The organism is Microlunatus flavus (assembly GCF_900110855.1).
Taxonomy (GTDB): Bacteria; Actinomycetota; Actinomycetes; order Propionibacteriales; family Propionibacteriaceae; genus Microlunatus; species Microlunatus flavus.
In genome coordinates, this window is sequence record NZ_FOFA01000004.1 from 183,657 (window position 1) to 200,368 (window position 16,712).

The window sequence follows — 16,712 nt, forward strand, 5'->3', positions numbered from 1 at the left end:
CTGCGCGAGCGAGCTCCCTCCGAGCGTCGGCCAGGGCGGAGCCGGCTCCGGCCTGGACGACCGAGCGAGCACGGCCCCTGCCCGCTGACGGGGCTCCCCGCACGGACCAGGGCCGTGCGAGAGAGGGAGGAAGGCCGGAGCTGGAGGCGGAGCCCGGGCGCGAGGAGGGCTACCCGGCCTGGGTCTGCAGCATGCTGCTGGTCATCGAGCCGAAGTCCTTCGTCAGCGCCTTCTGGTCCGACGACGAGGTGAACGCCACGGTGGCGACGACGGTCACGCCGTCGGACTCCCGCACCGACACGAGGGTCACGAGGAGCAGCTCGCTCGAGCCCTGGCCACCGCTGACGGTCACCTGCGCTGTGCAGCTCGCCGCCTTGAGCTTGTCGCTGCCGACGTCGGCGGCCTTCGGCGTCGAGAACTTGCCGCCGCCCTCGCCCTCGGCGAGCTGGCGGTGCCAGGCCGTGCAGACCTGGCCCGGGTTGCTCCCGGCGTCGAGCTCGGCGGTCTGGCCGATGTAGACGTTGCGGCCGTCGCTCAGCTGGGCGAGGTTCGTCGTCTGCTTCTTGACGTCCCACCCGTCGGCGGGCACGAGCGTGACGTCGTGCCCCAGGTCGAGGCCCGCACCGCTCTGGCCACCGCCGTTGCCCGGCGACGCGGAGCTGCTGGGCTCGCTCGAGGGCGACGAGCTCGGGTCGGAGGACGGCTCGTCGGGCGGCGGCGTCTGCGGGCCCGGCGTGATCGTCGTCTCCGGCACGTCCCTGTCGTCGCCGGACGTGAGGCCGATGAAGATCGCGCCGACGGCGACGAGCGCGACCACGGCGGCGACGACGATGCCGATGAGGACGAGCGGAGACTTCTTCTTCACCGCACCGCCGGTCGGGCCGTCCGGCCGGTAGCCCTGGGGCGGGTAACCCTGGCCCGGTCCCTGCTGGCCGTAGCCCTGCTGGGGGTAGCCGCCCTGCTGGGGGTAGCCGCCCTGCTGCGGGTAGCCGCCCTGCTGCGGGTAGCCACCCTGCTGCGGGTAGCCCTGTTGCGGGTAGCCCTGCTGCCCGGCGGGTCCGTACGACGGCTGGCCGTAGCCCGGCTGGCCCCCCTGCTGCGGGTAGCCGCCCTGCTGGCCGCCCTGCCCGTACGGTGTCTGGCCACCCTGCTGAGCGGGACCTGGTCCGCCGGGCTGCCGACCTTCCGAGGCGGGCGGCTGGCCCTGACCGGGTCGGCCCTGCGACTCGCTCATGCCTGCTCCTCCCCGTCGTGGCCGGTTCGCCCGGTCTCCCGGATCGTGGTGGTGTCGTCGGTGGCCGAGGTCGGACCGTTCTCGCCGGCGACGGACGACCCGCGCCGCACGGTCACGGTCTCCTCGGCGGGGGCGGAGGTGCCGCCGCCGACCTTCGCCGGCTGCTTGGGCCGCACCCGGACGCCGTTGGCCGTGGCGTTGACCGCCGTGCCGCAGGCGGCGCAGAACGCGGCACCCGGTTGCAGCGGCATCTCGCACTGGGAGCAGAACTCCAGCTCGCCGTCCGGACCGGCGCCGGCCGTGCGCGCGGCGTGCTCGAGCGCGGCCTCCATCAGGCCGGTGTGGAGCACCACGCGCAGCCGCAGGATGAGGATGGCGAGGATCAGCAGGCCCCACACGATGCTCAGCAGGACCCCGACCGTGGCGTTGCCGAGGAAGGAGAAGAGGTAGACGCCGGCGGAGTAGGCGACGTTCGCGACCACGGCCAGGATCACGGCGCGCAGGTAGCGCGGGGTGAAGCCGTCGAAGCCACGCCCCAGGCCGGAGAACTCCGCGCAGGCCAGCCCGGTGGCCGTGCCCATCAGCAGCGGCTTGACGAACCCCTCGAGGAAGACCAGCGACACCCACAGACCGGGGTCGGACTGCTGCACGCCGCCGGTGAGCAGCGCCCAGTGCCGCACGAGGGTGTCGAAGGTCGAGTAGGCGACGCCGCTGATGACGCCGAAGGTCAGCCCGTCCATCAGGTCGTCGAACTGCGGCCGGCTGGCCAGCAGGACCGGTCCGACCTGGCGGATGACCTCACCCACCACGGGGGCGAGCAGGGCCACGAGGAGGAACGTCCCCAGGGAGGGCGCACCGCTGCCGGACCCCTCGAAGCTCGGCGTCGCGAAGGAGACCGGACCGCGCAGCCACGTCCAGAGGACGGTCCACAGGATCGCGAGGACCCCCGTGAGGCCGAAGGCGAGGCCGGTCACGGGGAGCGGCTCGTCCTCCCAGAGGTTCACGTCGTACATGTAGACGACGTAGACGATCGGCACGGCGAAGGCCGCGACGAGGACGGCGATCGGCATCGCGCCGAAGATGGCCGCGACGAGGGCGACGACGAGGGCGATGGTCAGGGCCACGCGGTAGGTCTGGGGCCGCTGGCCCGACCCCCTCGGCATGATCGACGAGACCAGGGCGAACGAGGCGACCGGCTCGTCGGGGCGCGCGGCGAACGAGCGTCGTCGTCCGGCGTCGTGACCGCGGCGGTCGTCACCGCACACCGGGCAGAAGTGGGCGGTCTCGGGGATCTGCGCGTGGCAGCGCGGACACTCCATCGGTCCTCCTCGGCCTGGCCGGCCCGGGGTCGTCACGGTGGCACCGGCCACACCTGACCGGCTCGGCACGGAGTATGGCAGCCCGCGGGATCAGCGGGGGCGGATTCGCTCCCAGAGGTCGTCGACGTGTCGCGCGAGGTCGTCGGCGGTGCCGTTGTTGTCGACCACGACGTCGGCGACGGCCAGCCGGTCCGCGCGCGAGGCCTGGGCGGCGATCCGGGCGTCGGCCTGCTCGGGGTCGAGCCCGCCGCGGGCGAGCAGCCGGGTGCGCTGCACCGCCGGGTCCACGTCGACGACGACCACGAGGTCGAAGGACCCCGACCGGCCGGTCTCGACGAGCAGCGGGATGACGTGGACCACGACCTGGTCGAGCCCGGCCGAGGCCTCCAGCTCCGCCGCCCGCGCCCGTACGGCGGGGTGCACCACGGCTTCCAGGTCGCGTCGCGCGGACCGTGCCGCCTCGTCGGCCCCGAACACCAGCCGGCCGAGCGCGGGCCGGTCGAGGTGCCCGTCGGCGGTGAGGACGCCGGGGCCGAACCGCTCGACCAGGGCGGCGAGCCCCGGCGTGCCGGGCTCGACCACCTCGCGGGCCAGGACGTCGGAGTCGATCAGCAGCGCGCCGCGCTCGGCCAGGAGGTCGGCCACCGTGGTCTTGCCCGACGCGATGCCGCCGGTCAGGCCGACGCGTCGTACGCCCGGGGTCGCCACGGCCGGAGCCTAGCGCCGCCGGCTGCCGACACCCTCGGGCGCAGACGCGCACGGGCCCTCCCGCCAGGTCGGCGGGAGGGCCCGTGCACCCGGGGGGCGGGTGTCAGGCGGCGACGCGCGACTTGGCCGCGGCGACCTGGAGGACGGTCCCGGCCGCGAGGCCCGGCTGGTCGGAGCCGAGCCGGAGCTCCAGCCCGATCACGTCGAGTCCGGTGGCCTGCTTGACCGTCTTGCGCACGGTGAGCGTGCCCACGCCGGCGACGTCGACGGTCGCGTTGTCCTTCGTGGACAGGGTGACGCTCTTGCCCAGCACCTTGAGGCCGGTCACGACCGTGCCGTCGTCGGTGCTCGACAGGCCCGCCGCCGAGCGGGTGGTGGACGCCTTGACCGTGATCGCGTCAGCGGTGACCGCGCCGTTCAGGAGGTTCACTCCGGCGACGCTGCTGCTGAACGTCGCGGTCGTGCTCCCCGCGCCCTCGACGCTCTGGCCGGTGCTGGCGACGGTGCCGACCGTCGCGACGCCGGGCAGCGTGAGCCCGACGACCTTGTTCCTGCTCACGGCGCCGGCCGTGCCGCCGCACGGCATGCCCACGTACGCCGTCGGGCCGGAGGTGACCAGGCTGCCGACGTTCAGGGTGGTGCCGTACGCCTGCCCGCCCGCGGCGAAGGCCGTGGGCGCGGACGCCCCGGTCGTCGACGAGCCGAGGACGATGGAGCCGGTCGGGAGCCCCAGCTTGTTGTCCTTGAGCAGGTCGACCCGGAGGGCGTCGACGGTGAGCTGCTTCGAGGCGAAGGTCGTGCTCCGGGTCTGGGCGTTGAAGGTGAGCGTGGCGACGCCCGGGACGACGATCGTGCTGCCGCTGCCGGCGGGGACCGTCCGAGGCAGGCCGGCGATGGTCAGCCCGGTGATCACCGTCGAGCCGGACGAGCTGACCTGGGAACCGGCGAGGGACGACGTCGAGGTCGAGGCGATCGCCTTGGCCTTGACGAGGCCGCCGAGCAGGCTGGTCTCCCCCGTCGTGCTGGTGGCGACCACGGAGCTGCCGCTGCGGGTCCCCGTGGTGACGACGGCGCCGACCTTGCCGAGCAGGCCGCCGAGGTCGGTGGCCGCGACCTGGGTGCCGTACGGGGTGCCGGCACCGGTCGAGCACGCGGAGAAGTAGGCGGTCTTGCCCGAGGAGACGGCCCCGACCTTCGCGGTCGAGCCGTACGCCGAGGCGGCGAGGGACAGCGTCGACGGCGCGGTGGTGGCCGCGCCGGCGGGTGCGGCCGCGGCGAGCAGCAGTGCGGCGGCGCCGAGCGTGAGGCCGGTGCCGAGGGCGAGGGGACGGGTGGTGCGACGGTGCATCGAAGGTCCTCCGGAGGAGAGGCTGCAGGCAGCAGCCAGGGCTGATGAGACGCGATCTCCCCCGAGGTACGCCGTGCGGCGCCGCGATCAGCCGGTGTTCGACGTCCTCCGCCCACCGGATTGCTACCGGCTGCGCTGTTATCCAACCGTGATGCAGAGGGCCCGTTTACGGCCGAGCCGCGCGCGACCTCTGCGGCGGCCGGCATCCTGTGCCGCCCGGGCCCGGACGCGGGAAGGCCCCGCTCCGACGTACGGAGCGGGGCCTTCCTGTGCTGCGTGCGGACGAACCGCGGGGGGCTCAGGCGTTGCCGGTGAGCTTCTCCCGCAGGGCCTGCAGGGCCTCGTCCGAGGCCAGCGAACCCTCCGGCGCGGCCGGGGCCGCGCTGTCTCCACCGGTCGAGCTGGTGCTCGGCGCGGCGGACGAGGAGGAGTAGGTCGACGGAGCCGCGGCGGCGCTGGCGCCCTCCTCGGCCTCGAGGACCTGCTTCTTGTGGGCCTCGAACCGGGCCTGGGCCTCGGCGTACTGGGCCTCCCAGGCGGCGCGCTGCTCGTCGTAGCCCTCGAGCCACTCGCCCGTCTCGGAGTCGAAGCCCTCCGGGTACAGGTAGTTGCCCTGCTCGTCGTAGCTCGCCGTCATGCCGTAGAGCGTCGGGTCGAACTCCTCGGAGTTGACGTCGACACCCTCGTTGGCCTGCTTGAGCGACAGCGAGATGCGGCGACGCTCGAGGTCGATGTCGATGATCTTGACGAGCACCGAGTCGTTGACCTGCACGACCTGCTCGGGGATCTCGACGTGACGCTCGGCGAGCTCGGAGACGTGCACCAGACCCTCGATGCCCTCCTCCACGCGGACGAACGCACCGAACGGCACCAGCTTGGTGACCTTGCCGGGCACGATCTGCCCGATCTGGTGCGTGCGGGCGAAGGCCTGCCACGGGTCTTCCTTGGTCGCCTTGAGCGACAGGGAGACACGCTCGCGGTCCATGTCGACGTCGAGGACCTCGACGGTGACCTCCTGGCCGACCTCGACCACCTCGGACGGGTGGTCGATGTGCTTCCAGGACAGCTCCGACACGTGCACGAGGCCGTCCACGCCACCCAGGTCCACGAAGGCACCGAAGTTGACGATGGAGGACACGACACCCTTGCGGATCTGGCCCTTCTGCAGCTGCGTGAGGAAGTTCTGGCGAACCTCGGACTGCGTCTGCTCGAGCCACGCGCGGCGGGACAGGACCACGTTGTTGCGGTTCTTGTCCAGCTCGATGATCTTGGCCTCGAGCTCCATGCCGACGTACGGCTGGAGGTCGCGGACACGACGCATCTCGACCAGCGACGCGGGCAGGAAGCCGCGGAGGCCGATGTCGATGATCAGACCACCCTTGACGACCTCGATCACCGAACCGGTGACGACACCGTCCTCTTCCTTGATCTTCTCGATCGTGCCCCAGGCGCGCTCGTACTGAGCACGCTTCTTGGACAGGATCAGTCGACCCTCCTTGTCCTCCTTCTGCTGGACGAGGGCCTCGACCTCGTCGCCGACGGAGACCACGTCGAACGGGTCCACGTCGTGCTTGATGGAGAGCTCTTTGGAGGGGATGACCCCTTCGGTCTTGTAACCGATGTCGAGCAGGACCTCGTCCCGGTCGACCTTGACGACGGTGCCGCTGACGATGTCGCCGTCGTTGAAGTACTTGATGGTCGCGTCGATGGCGGCGAGGAAGGCCTCGTCCGACTCGAAGTCGTTGATCGCAACCTGGGGAGGAGCCTCGAGAGAGGACGTCATGTAGTAGGTGCTCCGGATGGTGGATGGTGGTGGAGTTGTCCGCTGCGACCCTGTCCGTACTGCACGACGAGGCTCAAGCGGCGCTTGGTGAGAACAACGCCGGACGACCACCATCTGATTCCGTACGAGCGCGACCTGCTCCCTTGGAGGTAACGCAGGCCACAGCGACCCCCGACACTACCCGCGCCCCGCGAAGAGGGTCAATTCGCTCAAGCGTGCGGGGCCATGACGGCGGCCCGGAGCTGTGACGGCGCGCGCCCGTGCCGACCTGAGCGCGCCGGCCGTGAAGCACGCAGGACCCGACCAGAGCGGCCGCCGCGCTTCACGGGTGGCGTGCTCAGGTCGGGACGGTGAGGCGTCCGCCGTCAGAGCGACCAGACCATTCAGTGCGCGGCGTCGTGCCAGCTGCGACCCACGCCGACGGAGACGTCCAGCGGGACGCTCATCTCCACCGCCTGGCCCATCTTGGTGCGGACCAGCTCCTCGAGGGCCTCGCGCTCCCCTGCGCCGACCTCGAACACGAGCTCGTCGTGCACCTGCAGCAGCATCCGGCTGCGCATCCCCGAGTCGTCGAGCGCCTGCTCGACGTCGAGCATCGCGACCTTGATGATGTCGGCCGCGGAACCCTGGATGGGCGCGTTCAGCGCCATCCGCTCGGCCATCTCGCGCCGCTGGCGGTTGTCGCTCATCAGGTCGGGCAGGTAGCGGCGCCGGCCGAGGATCGTCTCGGTGTACTCGGTGCGGCGGGCGTCCGCGACGAGGCCGTGCAGGTAGGTCCGCACGTCGCCGAACCGTTCGAAGTACTCGTCCATCAGCGCCTTGGCCTCGGACGTCTCGATGTGCAGCTGCTGGCTCAGCCCGAACGCGGACAGCCCGTAAGCGAGCCCGTAGTTCATCGCCTTGATCTTGGCCCGCTCGGCGCCGGTGACCGCGTCGGGATCGACGCCGAACACCCGCGAGGCGGTGACGGTGTGGAAGTCCATGCCGGACTTGAAGGCCTCGATCAGCGCCTCGTCGTCGCTGGCGTGGGCCATGATCCGCATCTCGATCTGGCTGTAGTCGGCCGACATCAGCGACGCGTAGCCCGGCCCCACCACGAAGGCCTGCCGGATCCGGCGTCCCTCCTCGGTGCGGATGGGGATGTTCTGCAGGTTGGGGTCGGTGCTCGAGAGCCGGCCGGTCGCCGCGATCGTCTGCACGTACGTCGTGTGGATCCGCCCGTCGTCGGCGACCGACTTGAGCAGGCCCTCGACGGTCTGCCGCAGCCGGATCGCGTCGCGGTGGGTGAGCAGGTGCTGCAGGAACGGGTGCTCGGTCTTGGCGTAGAGCGACTGCAGCGCCTCGGCGTCGGTGGTGTAGCCGGACTTGGTGCGCCGGGTCTTGGGCATGCCGAGCTCGTCGAACAGCACGACCTGCAGCTGCTTGGGCGAGCCGAGGTTGATCTGCTTGCCGAGGACCTCGTACGCCTCGGCCGCCGCCCGGCTGACCGTCGAGTCGAACTCCGCCTCGAGCGCGCGGAGGTGGTCGACGTCGACGGCTACGCCCGTGCGCTCCATCCGCGCCAGCGTGCGGAGCAGCGGGAGCTCGACGCCGTAGAGCAGGCTCGTGCCGCCGCGCTCCTCGATCTGGGTGTCGAGGGCGTCGGCCAGGTCGATCACGGCCCGGGCGCGCACCATCGACGCGTCGGCCGCGGTTTTCGCGCCGGAGTCGTCGTCGCCGAAGTCGAGGGCGTCCTGGTCGGGGTCGGTGACCTCCTCCTCGCCCTCGACCTTCAGCTCGCGCTTGAGGTAGCGCACCGTCAGGTCCGCGAGGTCGAAGGTGCGCTGGTCGGGCCGGACGAGGTAGGCCGCGAGCTGGGTGTCGGAGGTGAGGCCGGCGAGGTCCCACCCGCGCGCCCACGCGGCGAGCAGCGGGCCCTTGGCGTCGTGCATCGCCTTCGGCCGCGCCTCGTCGGCCAGCCACGCCGCCAGCACCTGCTCGTCGTCGGGCAGCAGCTCGGTGACGTCGACGTAGGCGGCCGCGCCGTCGGCCGCGGCGAGCGAGAGCGCCCGCACGTCGCCGGACCCCGACCCCCAGTGCCCGACCACGTCCAGGCCCGTGCGCCCGTCGCCGGTGTGCTCCGCGAGCCAGCCCGCGAGCTGCCCCGCGGCCAGCTGCTCGCCGACCATGTCGAAGCCGCCCTCGGCGACCATCTCGTCGGAGTTCGGCAGGGCCTCCAGCAGCCGGTCGCGCAGCACGCGGAACTCGAGCCCGTCGAAGAGCGTGTGGACGGCCTCGCGGTTCCACGGCTTGCGCTCGAGGTCGTCGATGCCGACGGACAGCTCGAGGTCGCGGACCAGCGCGTTGACCTGCCGGTTGCGCAGCACGGACTCGGTGCGCTCCTGGAACGCCTGCGCCGCCTTGCCCTTGAGCTCGCCGGCGTGGGCGACGAGCGTCTCGAGGTCGCCGTACTGGTCGAGCCACTTCGCCGCGGTCTTCGGCCCGACGCCGGGGATGCCGGGGAGGTTGTCGCTCGTCTCCCCCACCAGCGCCGCGAGGTCGGGGTAGCGCTCCGGTGCCATGAGGTAGCGCTCCTGCACCGCCTCCGGCGTCATCCGGGCCAGGTCGGAGACGCCCTTGCGCGGGTAGAGGACGGTCACCTCCTCGCTGACCAGCTGGAACGCGTCGCGGTCACCCGTGCAGATCAGCACGTCCCAGCCGGCGTCGCGCGCCCGGGTGGTCAGGGTGCCGATGACGTCGTCGGCCTCGAACCCCGGCTTCTCGACGAAGGGGATGTTGAGGGCGATCAGCACCTCCTTGACCAGGTCGACCTGGCCGCGGAACTCGCTCGGGCTCTCCGACCGCGTCGCCTTGTACTCGCTGTAGATCTCGTTGCGGAAGGTCTGGCGGCTGACGTCGAAGGCCACGCCGACGTGGGTCGGGGCCTCGTCGCGCAGGACGTTGATGAGCATCGACGTGAAGCCGAAGACGCCGTTGGTGTGCTGGCCGGTCTGGGTCGAGAAGTTCTCGACCGGCAGCGCGAAGAACGCCCGGTAGGCGAGCGAGTGCCCGTCCAGGAGCAGCAGCTTGGGACGGGTCGGCTGGGCGGCCGCGCCCCCCTTGGCTCCCGCAGCCCCCGGCTTCGTCTTGGTCGCTGTCGGCACCTGCCCGACTCTATCCGCGCCCACCGACAGGCCGGGCGCCACGAAGACCCCGTGCGTGGCAGGGTGCCCAGGTGAGCCAGACTCCCGCGCTGCCCGACTGGTGGGCCACGACCGCCAGCGCGCTCGACACGAAGATGGGCCTCGAGGTCACCGAGCTGACGCCCGACCGCGTCGCCGGCTCCATGCCCGTCGAGGGGAACACGCAGCCGTACGGCCTGTGGCACGGCGGCGCCTCGTGCGTGCTGGCCGAGACCCTCGCCTCGATCGGCTCCTTCGCCCATGCGCACGCCCTCGCCCCGGGTTCGGTGGCCGTGGGGGTCGACCTCAACGCCACCCACCACCGCTCGGTCCGCAGCGGCCGGGTCAGCGGCGTCGCGACCGCGCTGCGGCTGGGCCGGCGCGTCACGTCGTACGAGGTCGTCCTCAGCGACGACCAGGGCCGCCGGGTGTGCACGGCCCGCGTGACCTGCCAGGTGCTGCCGCCCGAGCCCGCGGCGGACGGTCCGGGCCCGGCACCCGGCCGGGACTGAGCGTGCCGCAGGTCGTGGCGGGGGCCTGGGTGCCGGCGCCTCCCGACGTCGCGTTCGCGGTCAGCCAGACGACCGGGGCCGTGCGGCTGCGCTGGGACCCCTTCATCCGCGAGCAGCACCTCCTCGACGCCGACGCCCCGGGCAAGGACGTGCGCACGCTGACCCGCTCGAGCGTCGGGCCCGGCCGCGGCCTGCGGATGGTCAGCCGCTACGTCTCCTACCGGCCCCCGACGTCGGTGGGGATGACGATGGAGGAAGGACCGTGGTTCTTCGCCTCGTTCGGGGGCGGGTGGCGCTTCGAGGCCCAGACCCGCGCCGGCGTCGCAGGGACGCTGGCGACCTGGAAGTACACCTACGCCGTCCGGCCGCGGCTGCTGCGCGGTGTCGCCGAGCCCCTGGGGCAGCGGCTGCTCGGCCGCGAGATCCGGGCCCGCATCGAGGCCTTCCGCACCGCGTGCGGCGACCCGGTCGTGCTCGCCGCCGCCACCTGAAGGCGTCCTCAGGAATCTGGCCGGACCCCTGGACAGACGAGCCCCGAGGCGCAAAGATGTTGCGCCGCTGAGGCGACCTCACGCAGGAACTATTGTCTGACAGCCGACAAATGCATCTTCACGCGTTCCAACGTCATAACAAACGGTAACAACGTGGTCATTTTCGGTAACAAGTCGGATATAACCCTCCGTAAGGCTGCGGCAGCGCACCATGTCCGTCGACCCCCGGGTCGGCGGGCCCGGTCACTGCCGGGACGCCGTCCGGAACCCCCTGGCCGGCTCCTCGGAAAGGAGCCGGCCGCACCGCCGGGCGGGTGGCCGTACGACAAGCAATGCCCCGGTCGGCGCACGGTGTGCCGGCCGAGATGCACGAGGAGGAAATCCCTTGCCAGCACGAACCCTGACGCGCGTCGCGGCGCTGGGCGCGATCGCCGCCCTGTCCCTGACGGCGTGCGCCAACGGCACGAACGGTGGCGGTGACACCGGCAGCGGCGGGGGCACCCCGACCGACCTGATCATCTCGACCGACCTTCCGCTCCAGGGCGCGAGCGCGTCCACCAGCGAGTCGACCAACAACCTGATCCAGCTCTACCTCGACCAGGTGGGCAACAAGGCCGGCAACTACAACATCAAGCTGCAGACCTACGACGACTCCACCGCCGCCAAGGGCGCGTGGGACGACGCGGCCTGCGCCAAGAACGCGACCGACCACGTGGCCAACACCAACGAGGTCGCGGTCATGGGCACGTACAACTCCGGCTGCGCCAAGATCGAGCTGCCGACCCTCAACCAGGACAACATGTTGATGGTCAGCCACGCCAACACCAACCCGGGCCTCACGAAGGCCTGGGACCCGGGCGAGCCCGACAAGTACTACCCGAGCGGCACGCGCAACTTCGCCCGCACGATCACCACCGACGACTACCAGGGTGTCGGCGCGGCGGCGTTCGCGGCCAACGACCTCAAGGTCAAGAAGGCCTTCGTCCTCAACGACAACCAGACCTACGGCCTGGGTGTCGCGCGCGCCTTCGAGGAGAACGCGCAGAAGAACGGCATCGAGATCGTCGGCAAGCAGAGCTGGGACGCGAAGCAGCCGAACTACACCGCGCTCTTCCAGGCGGTCAAGGCCTCCGGCGCCGACATCGTCTACCTCGGCGGCATCTACGACAACAACGGCGGCCAGCTCGTCAAGGACAAGGTCTCGGTCCTCGGCCCGAACGACGGCGCGGTCAAGCTCCTCGCGCCGGACGGCTTCACCGGCTACCCCGACCTGCTCAAGCTGGACCAGTCGAAGGGCATGTACCTCACCTTCGCCGGTCTGACACAGGACCAGCTGGCCAAGGCCGGCGGCGCGGGCGCCAAGCTCCTCGACGCCTACAAGGCGAAGTACAACAAGGCTCCGGACGGCTCGTACCCGCTGTACGGCGTCGCGGCGGTCCAGGTCATCCTCGACGCGATCGCCAAGTCCGACGGCACGCGCAAGAGCGTGACCGACCAGGTGCTGGGCGGCTCCGGGATCACCATCCCGGCCGACCAGTCGGTGCTCGGCAAGGAGATCAAGATCGACCCGACGACGGGTGACACGTCCGCGAAGGACCTCACCATCGAGGTCATCAAGGACAACGCGGAGACGTTCTTCAAGTCGCAGTCCATCTCCTGACGACGAACCCGCCGGGTCCGGCCTCGTGCCGGCCCGGCGGGTTTTCTCGTCCCTGCCGCGGACGCGCCCCGGGCGCGCCGCACCGCCTGCCGCACCACCGCCGGGTCGCCCGACCCGGCACAGCCTCGGCGTCACCGGCGCCGTCGAAGAAAGGTTGACCCGTGGCCACAGCGTCGCTCGTCGTCGGGGGTACCCAGAGGAAGGCCAAGGTCCGGCTCGGACCCGTGGTCGAACGCATCCTGGGCTACGCCGTCCTCGCCCTGGTCCTGGTCTGGCTCGTCGCGAACATCGTCGCCGACCCCGACCGCTTCCTCGGCTCCCTGCTCGTGGGCCTGCAGAACGGCCTGCTCTACGCCCTCGTCGCCCTTGGCTACACGATGGTCTACGGCATCGTCGAGCTCATCAACTTCGCCCACGGCGACCTGTTCATGCTCACCACGATCATCGCGGCGGGCCTCATGGTCACCCTGCTCGGCGTCACGCAGCTCACCGCGGTCAGCATCCTGGCGCTGCTGCTGGCCCTGGTGGTCTGCATGGCTGCGGGCGGCTTCATCAACATGTCGGCCGAGTTCCTCGCGTACCGCCGGCTGCGCTCGGCGCCCAAGCTGGCGCCGCTGATGACCGCGGTCGGGCTCTCCTTCATCTTCCGCGGCATCGCTCAGCAGGAGTACGTGAACGGCTCGGCGCAGAAGAACTGGCCGATCACCTGGGGCGGCCCGGTCATCGAGGGCGTCTACGTCTACAAGCTGGTCATGGTCCTCGCGGTCACCGTGCCGCTGCTGCTGCTCATGACCTGGATCGTGTCCCGCACCAAGATGGGCAAGGCCATGCGCGCGGTCGCGCAGGACCAGGACGGCGCCCGGCTCATGGGCATCAACGTCAACGGCACGATCTCGTTCGTGTTCGGCCTGGGCGGTGCCCTGGCCGGCGCGGCGGGCGTCCTCTACTTCCTCTGCCAGACGCAGACCTACTACGACACCGGCACCCAGCTCGGCCTGATCGCCTTCACCTCCGCGGTGCTGGGCGGCATCGGCAACCTGAGCGGCGCGGTCGTCGGCGGGCTGTCGATCGGCATCATCCAGGCCCTCAACGAGGGCGGTGCCTACGGCCTCGGCTCCACCTGGTCGCAGAGCGTCGTCTTCATCATCTTGATCATCCTGATGGTCTTCAAGCCCGAGGGCATCTTCGGGCGTCCGACGACGGAGAAGGTGTAGCGCCATGGCTGCTGCTTCGCACGCCGCGCCGAGCTCCTCGGGGGGCCAGCGCTCGCTGGGGAGGCTCGCGTGGCCGATCGGCTACGTCGTCGTCATCCTCTTCCTGTTCTTCCTCTACTTCTCGATCCTGCCGAGCCTGGTCAAGCCGGTCTCGGCGCCGGTCCTCGCCTGGCTCCCGGTCGCGACGATCAACGAGTGCCTGATGTGGGCGATCATGGCCCTGGGCCTGAACGTCGTCGTCGGCTACGCCGGTCTGCTCGACCTCGGCTACGTGGCCTTCTGGGCCCTCGGCGGCTACACCGCCGGCTGGCTGATGGCGTTCCCGTTCAACTGGACGTGGGACTTCCACCTGTTCTCCCCGGTCAAGTCGACGCTGCCCGGCACGCACATCAACTTCTGGCTGGTGTGCATCGTCGCCGGCATCCTGTGCGCGATCCTCGGCCTGATCATCGGCGCCCCGACGCTGCGTCTGCGCGGTGACTACCTGGCCCTGGTGACCCTGGGCTTCGGCGAGGTCATCACGCAGTTCTTCCGCAACTCCGGCGACATCGCGGGCTTCAACCTGGCCAACGGCGACCCGGGCATCTCCCCCATCGACCCGATCGGCACCGGTCCCCTGGGCGCTGCCGGCATCGCCCCGCCGCTGCTGACCAACTCGGCCGCCGGCAACGTGTGGAAGATCCTCGTGCTCGGCCTGCTGGTCGGCATCTGCATCTTCGTCTCGCTGCGCATCCGCGAGGGCCGGCTCGGCCGGGCCTGGCTCGCGCTGCGCGAGGACGAGCTGGCCGCCTCCATGATGGGCGTCCCGCTGGTCCGGGTGAAGCTGCTCGCGTACGCGGTCGGCGCCTTCTTCGGCGGCATCGGCGGCGTGGCGAACGCGTCCGCGATCACCACCGCGGTGTCCCCGTCCGGCTTCGACTTCGGCAAGTCGGTGCTGGTGCTGCTGATGGTCGTGCTCGGCGGCATGGGCAACGTCTGGGGCGTCACCATCGGTGCGTTCCTGCTGTCGTGGCTCAACAGCAACGGCCTCAAGCAGATCGGCGTGCAGATCGACGCGATCGCCGGCACCAACCTCGAGGCCAGCCTGCCCCGCTACAACTACGTCATCCTCGGCCTGCTGCTCGTGCTGATGATGCTGTTCCGCCGCGAGGGCCTGATCCCCGAGAGCCGCACCAAGGCCCTCATGCAGATGCCGTCGCGCACCGAGGCCGAGTCGCTCGGGGCCGACAGCCTCGAGGCCGAGGCCGAGACCGACGCGGTCGAGCACTCCGACGCCGGGGCCGACGCCAAGATCGCCGCGTCCGCGGCGGCCATGGCCGGTTCCGGGGCGGCGGCGGGAGCCGGCACCAGTAGCGGTGCCCGACGAGAGGACGAGTCGTGAGCGAGCCCAGCCACGGTGCCGGCGAGAAGGTCCGCGAGGGCCTGAAGGAGACGCTGGCCGACACCACCCAGCTCGGCGGCACGCCGAACACCCCCGGCGACCCCAGCGGTGCCGCGGGGTACGGCCGGCCCGACAGCACCGAGAGCGGCGTCGACGGTCCCGTCCGCCAGCCGGTCGTCCCGGGGACGCCGGCCGGGGTCGACCCCGTCGAGGCGAACGTCCTCTACGCCGACCGCATCACCATCCGCTTCGGCGGCCTGACCGCGGTCGACAACGTGTCGTTCGCGATCCCGCCGAAGTCGGTCGTCAGCCTGATCGGGCCCAACGGTGCGGGGAAGACGACGTTCTTCAACGTGCTCACCGGCCTGTACGAGGCGACCGAGGGCGCGGTGTACCTGAACGGGAAGGACATCACCCCGGTCAAGCCGCACAAGCGGGCGGCGATGGGCCTGGCCCGGACGTTCCAGAACATCCGCCTCTTCGGTCTCATGACCGCCGAGGAGAACGTCATGGTCGCCATGCACTCCCACCTCAAGGCGGGGGTCATGTCGACGATCATCCGGACGCCCGGCCAGCGGCGCGAGGAGCGCGAGGCGCGGGAGACCGCCCGCGAGCTCCTCGACTACGTCGGCATCGGCAAGACCGTCGGCGAGCTCGCCCGCAACCTCTCGTACGGCGACCAGCGCCGCCTGGAGATCGCCCGGGCCATGGCGCTCAAGCCCAAGGTGCTGCTGCTCGACGAGCCCACGGCCGGCATGAACCCGCAGGAGTCGGCGAACTTCAACGACTTCGTCTACCGGGTCCGGGACGAGAAGGACATCTCGGTGCTGCTGATCGAGCACGACATGAGCGTGATCATGAAGATCAGCGAGCGCATCACGGTGCTCGACCGCGGCGCGATGATCGCCGAGGGCACGCCGGACGACATCCGCAACAACCAGCAGGTGATCGAGGCCTACCTCGGCAAGACCGGGACCCGGGAGGGCAAGCGCCTCCCGAAGCCCGGGGACGCCCAGGCCGGCGGCGTGGCCGTCGCGGCACCGACCACCACCACGGACGGGGAGCAGGCATGAGCGCGCAGGCGCAGGACAGCGCGCAGGACTCCGTCGCGGCCCAGGGGGCCCGCTCGCGGGAGGCGGGCAAGGAGGTCATCCTCGAGCTCAAGGACCTCTCGGTCAGCTACGGCAACATCGCCGCGGTGCAGAACCTGTCGATGACCGTGCACCAGGGCGAGATCGTCACCCTGATCGGCTCCAACGGTGCCGGCAAGTCGACGACGCTGCGCACCATCTCGGGCCTGCTGCGGCCCAAGAGCGGGGACGTCGTCTTCGAGGGCAGCAAGATCAACGGCATCCCCGGCCACGAGGTGGTCAAGCTCGGGATCTGCCAGTCCCCCGAGGGCCGCAAGATCTTCCAGCGGATGACCGTGTCGGAGAACCTCGACCTCGGCGCCTTCACCCGCAAGGACACGGCGAAGATCGCGGAGGACCGCGAGAACGTCCTCGAGCTGTTCCCCCGGCTCCGCGAGCGGATCAACCAGAAGGCCGGGACCATGTCCGGCGGCGAGCAGCAGATGCTCGCCGTCGCCCGCGCCCTCCTGGGCAACCCGCGCCTGCTGCTCCTGGACGAGCCCTCCATGGGTCTCGCCCCGGTGCTGGTCGACGTGATCTTCGAGACCATCGAGAAGATCCGCACGCAGGGCGTCACCGTCCTGCTCGTCGAGCAGAACGCCCTCGCGGCGCTCGAGATCGCCGACTACGCGTACGTCCTCGAGTCGGGCCGCCTCAACACCCAGGGCGAGGCGAGCAAGCTCCTCGACGACCCCTCGGTCACCGCGGCGTACCTGGGCGGGCACTAGCCCGGGAGCGCTTCCTCCCCTCACGCACGGACGGCGCACGGAC

13 protein-coding genes are annotated in these 16,712 nt (G+C 71.0%); 7 read left to right on the top strand and 6 right to left on the bottom strand.

The window, feature by feature from the left end; genetic code table 11:
- Positions 1 to 169 precede the first annotated feature (169 nt).
- From BMY04_RS23070 to polA, 6 genes are all read right to left on the bottom strand, one after another.
- A complete protein-coding gene (locus BMY04_RS23070) occupies positions 170 to 1,234 on the bottom strand; it encodes a hypothetical protein (protein ID WP_091180145.1) in 1,065 nt (354 codons plus the stop codon).
- On the bottom strand, positions 1,231 to 2,553 hold the full coding sequence (locus BMY04_RS11620) for a zinc-ribbon domain-containing protein (RefSeq protein ID WP_139209832.1): 1,323 nt from the start codon (positions 2,551 to 2,553) through the stop codon (positions 1,231 to 1,233). Before BMY04_RS11620 ends, BMY04_RS23070 begins: the two co-directional genes overlap by 4 nt.
- Positions 2,554 to 2,643: 90 nt before the next feature.
- A complete protein-coding gene (gene coaE, locus BMY04_RS11625; protein ID WP_091180148.1) occupies positions 2,644 to 3,261 on the bottom strand; it encodes a dephospho-CoA kinase in 618 nt (205 codons plus the stop codon).
- A gap of 103 nt (positions 3,262 to 3,364) precedes the next feature.
- A complete protein-coding gene (locus tag BMY04_RS11630; RefSeq protein ID WP_091180150.1) occupies positions 3,365 to 4,609 on the bottom strand; it encodes a choice-of-anchor P family protein in 1,245 nt (414 codons plus the stop codon).
- Between the two features lie 298 nt (positions 4,610 to 4,907).
- Positions 4,908 to 6,392 (bottom strand): 30S ribosomal protein S1, encoded by a 1,485-nt coding sequence (gene rpsA, locus BMY04_RS11635; protein ID WP_091180153.1) that lies wholly within the window; start codon positions 6,390 to 6,392, stop codon positions 4,908 to 4,910.
- A 383-nt stretch (positions 6,393 to 6,775) separates the two neighbouring features.
- Entirely contained in the window at positions 6,776 to 9,457 is a 2,682-nt protein-coding gene (polA, locus tag BMY04_RS11640; protein ID WP_232506348.1) for a DNA polymerase I, read from the bottom strand.
- A 149-nt stretch (positions 9,458 to 9,606) separates the two neighbouring features.
- Between polA and BMY04_RS11645 the strand changes: the two genes are divergently transcribed.
- The 7 genes from BMY04_RS11645 (at position 9,607) to BMY04_RS11675 (ending at position 16,669) form a co-directional block, all read left to right on the top strand.
- Positions 9,607 to 10,065, top strand: a complete 459-nt coding sequence (locus tag BMY04_RS11645) for a PaaI family thioesterase (RefSeq protein WP_232506301.1) — start codon at positions 9,607 to 9,609, stop codon at positions 10,063 to 10,065.
- A 2-nt stretch (positions 10,066 to 10,067) separates the two neighbouring features.
- A complete protein-coding gene (locus tag BMY04_RS11650; RefSeq protein WP_091180160.1) occupies positions 10,068 to 10,556 on the top strand; it encodes an SRPBCC family protein in 489 nt (162 codons plus the stop codon).
- Between the two features lie 385 nt (positions 10,557 to 10,941).
- Positions 10,942 to 12,216 (top strand): branched-chain amino acid ABC transporter substrate-binding protein, encoded by a 1,275-nt coding sequence (locus tag BMY04_RS11655; protein ID WP_198410101.1) that lies wholly within the window; start codon positions 10,942 to 10,944, stop codon positions 12,214 to 12,216.
- 161 nt (positions 12,217 to 12,377) lie between these two features.
- Positions 12,378 to 13,430, top strand: a complete 1,053-nt coding sequence (locus BMY04_RS11660; protein ID WP_198410102.1) for a branched-chain amino acid ABC transporter permease — start codon at positions 12,378 to 12,380, stop codon at positions 13,428 to 13,430.
- A 4-nt stretch (positions 13,431 to 13,434) separates the two neighbouring features.
- A complete protein-coding gene (locus BMY04_RS11665) occupies positions 13,435 to 14,811 on the top strand; it encodes a branched-chain amino acid ABC transporter permease (protein WP_091180165.1) in 1,377 nt (458 codons plus the stop codon).
- A complete protein-coding gene (locus BMY04_RS11670) occupies positions 14,808 to 15,884 on the top strand; it encodes an ABC transporter ATP-binding protein (protein ID WP_232506303.1) in 1,077 nt (358 codons plus the stop codon). Before BMY04_RS11665 ends, BMY04_RS11670 begins: the two co-directional genes overlap by 4 nt.
- The gene (locus tag BMY04_RS11675; protein ID WP_091180169.1) at positions 15,881 to 16,669 is read left to right on the top strand and encodes an ABC transporter ATP-binding protein; all 789 of its coding nucleotides are present in this window, start codon (positions 15,881 to 15,883) and stop codon (positions 16,667 to 16,669) included. The genes BMY04_RS11670 and BMY04_RS11675 overlap by 4 nt, the downstream gene beginning before the upstream one ends.
- Positions 16,670 to 16,712: the final 43 nt, after the last annotated feature.